General features: G+C 36.1%; 6 protein-coding genes. 3 read left to right on the forward strand and 3 right to left on the reverse strand.

Going from position 1 to position 8,805, the window contains the following annotated elements; genetic code table 11:
* The 3 genes from AC1DVP_RS21115 to hutH form a co-directional block, all read right to left on the reverse strand.
* Positions 1–725: inorganic phosphate transporter (locus AC1DVP_RS21115; protein WP_477185443.1), on the reverse strand; the 725-nt coding region annotated here is incomplete at its 3' end.
* 30 nt (positions 726–755) lie between these two features.
* Positions 756–1,400, reverse strand: a complete 645-nt coding sequence (locus AC1DVP_RS21120; protein ID WP_100433675.1) for a DUF47 domain-containing protein — start codon at positions 1,398–1,400, stop codon at positions 756–758.
* Between the two features lie 50 nt (positions 1,401–1,450).
* Entirely contained in the window at positions 1,451–2,965 is a 1,515-nt protein-coding gene (hutH, locus tag AC1DVP_RS21125; RefSeq protein ID WP_477185444.1) for a histidine ammonia-lyase, read from the reverse strand.
* A 654-nt stretch (positions 2,966–3,619) separates the two neighbouring features.
* Between hutH and thrA the strand changes: the two genes are divergently transcribed.
* The 3 genes from thrA (at position 3,620) to thrC (ending at position 8,492) form a co-directional block, all read left to right on the forward strand.
* A complete protein-coding gene (thrA, locus tag AC1DVP_RS21130; RefSeq protein WP_477185445.1) occupies positions 3,620–6,067 on the forward strand; it encodes a bifunctional aspartate kinase/homoserine dehydrogenase I in 2,448 nt (815 codons plus the stop codon).
* Positions 6,068–6,151: 84 nt separating this feature from the next.
* Entirely contained in the window at positions 6,152–7,072 is a 921-nt protein-coding gene (locus tag AC1DVP_RS21135; RefSeq protein WP_477185446.1) for a homoserine kinase, read from the forward strand.
* A 130-nt stretch (positions 7,073–7,202) separates the two neighbouring features.
* Positions 7,203–8,492, forward strand: a complete 1,290-nt coding sequence (gene thrC, locus AC1DVP_RS21140; protein WP_477185447.1) for a threonine synthase — start codon at positions 7,203–7,205, stop codon at positions 8,490–8,492.
* Positions 8,493–8,805: the final 313 nt, after the last annotated feature.

Raw genomic sequence — 8,805 nt, forward strand, 5'->3', positions numbered from 1 at the left:
ACCAAAAACCACTTAATATTATGCGATTCGAATACAATACTCCAGAAATGAGATTCAAAGCGAGGCTTTTCTATTTTTTCAAACGGAACCATTTGGCCATAAACAAACCAAATTGATACTATCATTAATGCGATAGTAAACAGCTTAGGCAAAATACTTTTTCTAGAAGCATTCAACAGCCAAATAGAAATCAAATAAGAAATTAAAGCTCCTAATAAAGGGGCAAGAACGATAAATGCAATGATAATTACTACTCCGGAAGGCATACCTCCGTCTTTTCCTGCTTTGTACCAGCTTACAATATCATACCAATGTTTAGTATGCTGCACTCCGTCTTCAATTACAGCATAATCCGAAAATCCGTGCATCGTAATTGCATGCGCAACCGCTGCTCCAGCAAAACCGCCAATTAAAGTATGTGAAGAACTGGAAGGAATTCCCTGCCACCAAGTAATTAAATTCCAAATAATAGCAGCAACAACACCTGCAAGAATCACAACTAAATCAATTTCGCTTGTATTTGCTGTTTTTGCAACTGTGTTCGCCACACCTAAACCAAAAACCCAATAGGCCAAAAAGTTAAAAAAAGCCGCCCAAAGTACTGCCTGAAAAGGAGACAAAACCTTAGTTGCAACGACAGTAGCTATAGCATTGGCAGCATCATGGAAACCATTGATGTAATCAAAAACTAATGCTAAAACTATAATAATTAATAGTAAAGTCATATCAATATCTTCAGAATGAATTAGATTAAATTAAGAATGTTTTACCGTGATAGATTCTAAAACACTAGCTACACTCTTGCATTTATCAGTTGCAGATTCTAAAACTGACAGTACTTCTTTATATTTAATGATATTTTTGGCATCTGTTTCATTTTCGAAAATTTCAAATACAGCTTTATTATAAACCATATCCGATTTATTTTCCAGCTTATTGATTTTTGCACAAGCATTGGTAATAGTTTTCATGTTGCTCAAGTTTTTCAATTCTTTTACCGCAACATCAATATTCTGACAAGCTTCAAGGTTGATTTCTGTCATTTTACGAATTGATTTCGTGATTTTATCCACTTGATACAAACGCATTCTTGAAGCAGCACCATGAAGATAATCGGCAACATAATCAATTGACGTGATCAGGGAGTGAATATCCTCTCTATCAAAAGGAGTGATAAAGTTTCTGCTCAATTCTAAATTTGTCTGACGTGTTATATCCTCTCCTTTTTGCTCTAATTCATCTATTTTGATAAAAAGAACCTCTCTTTCCTTTAAAGGCAGATTTACAGCTTCATGCAGGTTTGAAGCCAATTCAATTAAATTACTTGACGCTTCTTCAAAAAGAGGGAAGAATTTTTTGTCTTTTGGAACTAAAAATTGAAAAATAGAGTTTAATGACATTTGTTTATATTTTAGGTAGTGCAAAATTACTTCATTATTTAAAGCCAATGTTAAGCCAATGTTAACAAATCATCTTCGATTTGAAAACTATTTAAGAAAGCCACTGTTTTCTCAATGTCATAATGCAGAATTCGATCTTCTTTTACCAAAGGCACCACTTCTCTGTAGGATTTTAAAAACATTTCTATAAAATCACTTGATTGTAAAGGCCTCCTGTATTCAATCGCCTGTGAAGCATTCATCAATTCGATGGCCAAAATGCGCTCTAAATTTTCCATTACACGCAAGCATTTGGCTGCACCATTGGCTCCCATACTCACGTGATCTTCCTGTCCGTTGCTTGACACAATACTGTCTACGCTGGATGGTGTTGCTAACTGCTTGTTTTGGCTTGCAATACTTGCTGCAGTATACTGCGGAATCATAAATCCTGAATTCAACCCTGGATTATCGACCAAAAAAGCGGGGAGATTTCGCAGTCCAGAAATCAGCTGATAAGTTCTGCGCTCAGAAATACTTCCTAATTCTGCCAAAGCAATAGCCATAAAATCTAAGGCCAATGCCAAAGGCTGTCCATGGAAATTACCGCCGGAAATAATCTGGTCGCTCTCTATAAATATATTGGGATTATCGGTTACCGAATTGATTTCGGTTTTGAATACTTTCTTTACATAATCAAACGCATCTTTGGATGCACCGTGTACTTGAGGAATACAGCGGAAAGAATACGGATCCTGCACATGGGTTTTAGGCTGCCCGATGATTTCACTTCCATCAAGAAATTCTTTTACTCTTTTGGCAGTCGCAATCTGCCCGTTATGAGGACGAATATAATGTATCAGCTCATTAAAAGGTTCAATTCTGCCGTCAAAACCTTCTAATGAAATAGTTCCGATTAAATCGGCCAAAAAAGAAAATTTGTTTGCTTTCATCACAATATGAGCACCGTAAGCGCTCATAAATTGCGTTCCGTTTAATAAGGCCAAACCTTCTTTGGACTGCAGTACTATTGGTTCCCAGCCAAAATGCTTTAATACTTCACTCGAATTTACTTTTTTATCTTCAAACCAAACTTCTCCTTCTCCTAATAAAGGCAATGATAAATGCGCCAAAGGAGCTAAATCACCAGATGCTCCAAGAGACCCTTGAGTATAGATTACGGGTAAGATATCATTATTGTAAAAATCAACCAATCGCTGTACTGTCTGCAGCTGTATTCCTGAATGACCATAACTCAAAGATTGAATCTTTAACAGCAGCATCAATTTTACAATCTCATTTGGGACTTCTTCACCTGTACCGCAAGCGTGTGATTTTACAAGGTTTTCTTGAAGTTTTGATAAATTTTCATTTGAAATTTTCACATTGCAAAGCGATCCAAAACCTGTATTGATACCGTAAATGGGTTCCGAATGGGAAGCCATTTTAGCATCCAAATATTTTCTGCACTTCAAAATATTCGTTTTTGCATTCTCTGAAAGAGCAATTAATTTATGGTGCGAAATAATCTCCTGCAGCGTTTCAAAAGAAAGTAATTCGGTACTTATATAATGTATATTATCCATTCATATGATTTTAAGTGTTCAAAATTCCACAAATCCATATTAAAAAGCAATGTTTTATAACAATAATTTAAAAAATGGTATAAAATAAAATTCAAGAGCTTACTCAGAATCAATTTATCCTATAAAATTCTATCATTTTAAAAATTTTCAAAGACCAAATTATCGTTTTTTAACCCTAAACTGACAATGTTTGAAGCCTTAATCAGCATCAAAACTGCATTACAATTCAATTGAAAACAAAGATAATCTCAATAAACGAATAAATAAATTACGMAATATTAAATTTGAATCAATATTAAATTTCTATTATTAAACTATTCGCAAAAACGAACCATAAAGCTTTGTTTTTTCATAAAAAACAGTACTTTTGAAAAATCAAAATGAAGAAATTTAACAGCACATATCATCCTTCGGTAACAACTCAAATTTGGGTTGCTCTTGCTGTTACAACTACATCTACTACAACTACTACCCCTTAGGGGTACACATTTTACATATAATCCAGCTGCTGTACTTTTTTCTTTAAAGAAAGAAAGTCATGGGTGTATAGAAATCATTTTACAATCAAAAATAAAAACTAAAAATCACTGATTTTCAGATACTAATAATTAAAAACAGCGATTCAAATTTACATAAAACAAATACAAACTTCTTATGAGAGTATTAAAATTTGGCGGTACTTCGGTAGCCAATGCAGAAAACATAAAATTAGTTTTAGACATAGTCCTTAATAAAGCACAAGCCGAAAAACTTGTTGTAGTTGTTTCCGCTTTAAGCAAAGTAACCGATTTATTGCAATTAGCCGCTTCGAAAGCCGCTTCCAATGATGAGAGTTTTAAAGAAATTGTTGCCGAAATTGAGAAAAAACATTTAGAAGCGCTTAAACAGCTTATTCCTGTTAGTGAGCAAAGCGGTTTATTAAGCCATATTAAAAGAATCATAAACCACTTAGAAACATTGCTCGACGGCTGTTTTCTTTTGGGTGAATTATCGCCAAGAACTTTGGACACCATCTTAAGTTTTGGGGAATTATTATCTTCCTACATCATTGCCGAAGCTTTAAAGCAAAAGCTTAAAAACAGCAGTTATAAAGACAGTCGCGAATTGATTAAGACCAATAATCATTTTGGAAAAGCTGCAGTTAACTTTGAACTTTCAAACCAGCTGATAGCAGACTTTTTTGCATCGAATGAAAATCAAGTAGTTGTGATGCCTGGTTTTATTGCCACTTCTGAAGATGGCATTATTACAACTTTAGGCCGTGGCGGATCAGATTATACAGCTGCCATTATTGCTGGAGCATTGAACGCAAGCGAACTAGAAATCTGGACAGATGTCAACGGAATGTTTACTGCCAATCCAAAAATTGTAAAACAAGCACAGCCTATTGCTACGATATCGTATCAAGAAGCTATGGAATTGTCTCATTTTGGCGCCAAAGTTTTGTATCCACCAACAATTCAGCCTGTTTTAAGAAAAAACATTCCAATTATAATCAAAAATACTTTCGAACCGCAAGCCGAAGGAACTTTGATTTCCAATACTGTTACTGAACATATAAACCCTGTAAAAGGGATTACCCATATCGATAATATTACTTTGGTTACTCTGGAAGGTTCTGGAATGATTGGGGTTGCCGGTTCATCTAAAAGACTATTTGAGGTATTATCTAATGAAAGCATCAATGTAATTTTTATTACACAAGCTTCATCAGAACATTCTATCTGTATAGGTATTTTAAATTCGGATGCCGAAACTGCCGAAATCGCCATCAACAAAGCGTTCCAAATAGAAATTGCCCAAAACAAAATTGACCCTTGTATTGTAGAGCAAAACCTTTGCATTATTGCTTTGGTTGGCGAAAACATGAAAAACCATCAAGGTTTAAGCGGCAGGATGTTCAGTACTTTAGGAAAAAACAACGTTAACATTCGCGCCATTGCCCAAGGTGCTTCCGAAAGAAACATTTCGGTAGTTATCAATGAAAGAGACGTCAAAAAAGCACTGAATACTTTGCACGAAAACTTCTTTGAAGAAAACACTAAGCAATTAAACTTGTTCGTAATGGGTGTTGGAAATGTAGGTAAAAAATTCATCGAGCAAATCCACCAGCAAAAGAAATTCCTAAAAGAGAATTTAAAAATAAACCTAAGAGTTATTGCGGTTTCCAATTCCCGAAAAATGTATTTTGATGAAGACGGAATTTCTTTAAAAGAATGGCAGTCACTTTTGGAAAAAGGAGAAACTGCAAACAAGGAAGAATTTATCGCCAAAATAAAAGCGCTCAATTTACGCAACAGTATTTTTGTGGATATTACTGCCAATGAAGAAGTATCTAAAACTTACGAGCAGTATTTAAAACAAAATGTAGCAGTCGTAACCTGCAATAAAATTGCCTGTTCATCGGCTTATGATAATTACAAAAAACTAAAAGGCCTGTCGCGTCAATTTAATGCGCCTTTCCTTTTTGAAACAAATGTCGGGGCTGGATTACCCATTATTGATACAGTAAAAAACCTAATCGCATCAGGTGATAAAGTACACAAAATACAAGCCGTTTTGTCAGGCAGTCTGAACTTTATTTTTAACAATTTTGATAAAAATAATACTTTCCATGATGTGGTTAAAGAAGCTGGAGTTCAAGGATTTACAGAACCAGATCCAAAAATAGATTTAAGCGGAATTGACGTAGCCAGAAAGATTCTGATTTTGATTCGAGAAAGCGGTTACCAAATGGAAATTGAAGACATTGAAAACAAATCTTTTCTTCCGGCAGCATGTATGGAAACGACTAATAATGATGCTTTTTTCGCTTCATTAAAAGAACATGCTAAACACTTTGAATCCATTTTGACAGAAGCCAATCAAAAAGAAAGCCGACTGAAATTTGTAGCTCAATTTGAAAACGGAAAAGCAAGCGTAGGATTACAATTTATTCCAAAAGATCATCCGTTTTACAATTTGGAAGGAAAAGACAATATCGTTTTGTTCTATACAGATCGTTATGTAGATCAGCCATTATTGATAAAAGGTGCCGGTGCCGGTGCTGCGGTTACAGCCTCCGGAATTTTTGCAGATGTAATTAGAATAGGAAATGTATAATTTAAGTTGATGGTTATTAGCTGATGGTTAATGGACAAAATCCAGAAACCGACAACAGACAACCAACAACCAACAACAAAATTTATGACTGAAATAAAACTATTTTGCCCCGCTACTATCGCGAATCTTTCGTGCGGTTTTGATGTACTTGGACTTTGCTTAGCTACTGCGGGTGACGAAATGATTGTCCGAAAATCGGATGTGAAGGGAGTTCGTATTACTAAAATTGTTGGAGCCGATTTACCATTGGAAACCGAAAACAATGTTGCAGGAGTTGCTGCTTTGGCAATGCTGGAAGAAGTCGAGACCGAATTTGGTTTTGAAATCGAAATCTACAAACACATCAAAGCAGGAAGCGGCATCGGAAGCAGTGCTGCCAGTTCAGCGGGTGCTGTTTTTGGCATCAACGAATTGCTAGGCAGACCTTTCACTAGAAAAGAATTAGTGAAATTTGCAATGCAGGGCGAAAAATTAGCCAGCGGAAACGCTCATGCCGATAACGTTGCTCCTGCCCTTTTGGGAGGTTTTACATTGGTGAGAAGTTCAAATCCTTTGGATATTATCAAAATTGACAGTCCATCAGAATTGTATGCAACGGTAGTACATCCTCAAATTGAGCTAAAAACATCGGATGCCCGTTCGGTTTTGAAACAAACTGTTTCCTTAAAAAGCGCCATCACCCAATGGGGAAATGTAGGCGGATTGGTTGCCGGTCTTTACACTCAGGATTATGAATTGATAGGGCGTTCTCTGCACGATGAAATCATCGAACCTATCCGCTCTATGCTGATTCCGGGATTTGATTTAATCAAGCAGACGGCTTATGAAAACGGAGCTTTGGGTTCAGGAATTTCGGGTTCTGGGCCTTCTATTTTTGCTTTAAGCAAAGGAAAAGAAAACGCAGACAAAATTGCCAAAGCCATGAGTGCCGTTTACGAAGAAATGAATCTACCTTATGAAATTCACGTTTCCAAAGTGAACGACGAAGGAATGAAAATTATTTAATCCCCCTAACCCCCGAAGGGGGAATAAAAATATAAAAATTCTAAATTTTAATAAAAAACATCCTGAATCACGTTTCGACTCCCTCTCCTTCGGGGAGGGTTGGGGTGGGGATTCTAAAATTAGTATCACAATGAAATATTACAGCTTAAACCATAATGCACCAAACGTTTCTTTTCAGGAAGCGGTAATTCAAGGATTGGCAACCGACAAAGGATTGTATTTCCCGGAAAACATAACACCTTTGGCTCCAAGTTTTTTTGAGGCTATCGAAAGTTTGTCGCACGAAGAAATCGCTTTTGAAGCTATCAAACAATTTGTCGGAGACGAAATCCCTGCCGAAACCTTAAAACAAATCATAGCCGAAACGCTGTGTTTTGATTTCCCTTTGGTGGAAGTAGAAAACGGAATCTATTCCCTTGAATTATTTCACGGCCCAACAATGGCATTCAAAGACGTAGGCGCAAGATTTATGTCTCGTTGCCTGGGGTATTTCAACAAGGACAAAAAAGACAATAAAAACACAGTTCTTGTAGCAACTTCCGGAGATACGGGAGGAGCTGTTGCCAGTGGTTTTCTTGGCGTAAAAGGTGTTGATGTCGTTATTCTTTATCCTTCCGGAAAAGTGAGCGACATTCAGGAAAGACAGCTGACGACTTTGGGGCAAAATATTAGAGCACTTGAAGTAGATGGTGTTTTTGATGATTGTCAGGACATGGTCAAAAAAGCGTTTCTTGATAAAGATTTAGATCATATTCACCTGACCTCTGCCAATTCGATTAATATTGCACGCTGGTTGCCACAAATGTTTTACTTTTTCTTTGCTCACAAAGCATTAAAAAAACAAGGCAAACCGCTAGTTTTCTCTTGTCCAAGCGGAAACTTCGGGAATATTTGTGCGGGTATCATTGCCAAAAAATTAGGATTGCCTATCGAGCATTTCGTAGCTTCCACCAATGTAAACGATACAGTGCCAAGATTCCTTGTTAACGGAATTTACGACCCAAAACCATCGATCGCTACGATTTCGAATGCTATGGATGTTGGGAATCCAAGTAACTTCGTTCGTATTCAAGAAATGTATCACAACGATTTGGCTCAATTCAAAAAAGATTTTACATCATACACTTTTACTGACGCTGAAACTTTGGCAGCAATGAAAGCCATTCATAACGAAAGAGGTTATATCGCCGAACCGCACGGCGCTGTTGGTTATTTAGGACTGAAAAAAGAATTGGCAAATAAACCAAACGCGATTGGTGTTTTTCTTGAAACAGCACATCCTATCAAGTTCCTGGACGTAGTGGAGCCGGCTTTGGGAGTTACCTTACCCCTTCCGACACAAATTGAAAGCGTGATGAACAAAGAAAAAGTAAGTGTGAAAATTTCAACTTATGAGGAATTGAAAGCTTTCTTGGGATAAAATAAATCTGCTTAAAAATTAAACCTCAGATTCACAGATTTTATAATTTGTGAATCTGAGGTTTTTTTATTTTAAAAATTACGTTGAGTACGCTTTACGCAGTAGTTTTTTCTTCCATAGCGATTCTTTTTTATGTATCGTTATTTCTATACAACTATATTTATACAGTTGAAAATGAAGTTTTAGAAAACAGATTATTTAATTCCTCGTTACTTAATTGAAGTGATTTTATACGTTTCTCAATTTGCCATAATTTAATCGCTTTTGATTTTTCACAGCTTATCTTTCCTTTATCTTTATTATAAGGTTCGCC

Source organism: Flavobacterium sp. P3_A6 (genome assembly GCF_056403035.1).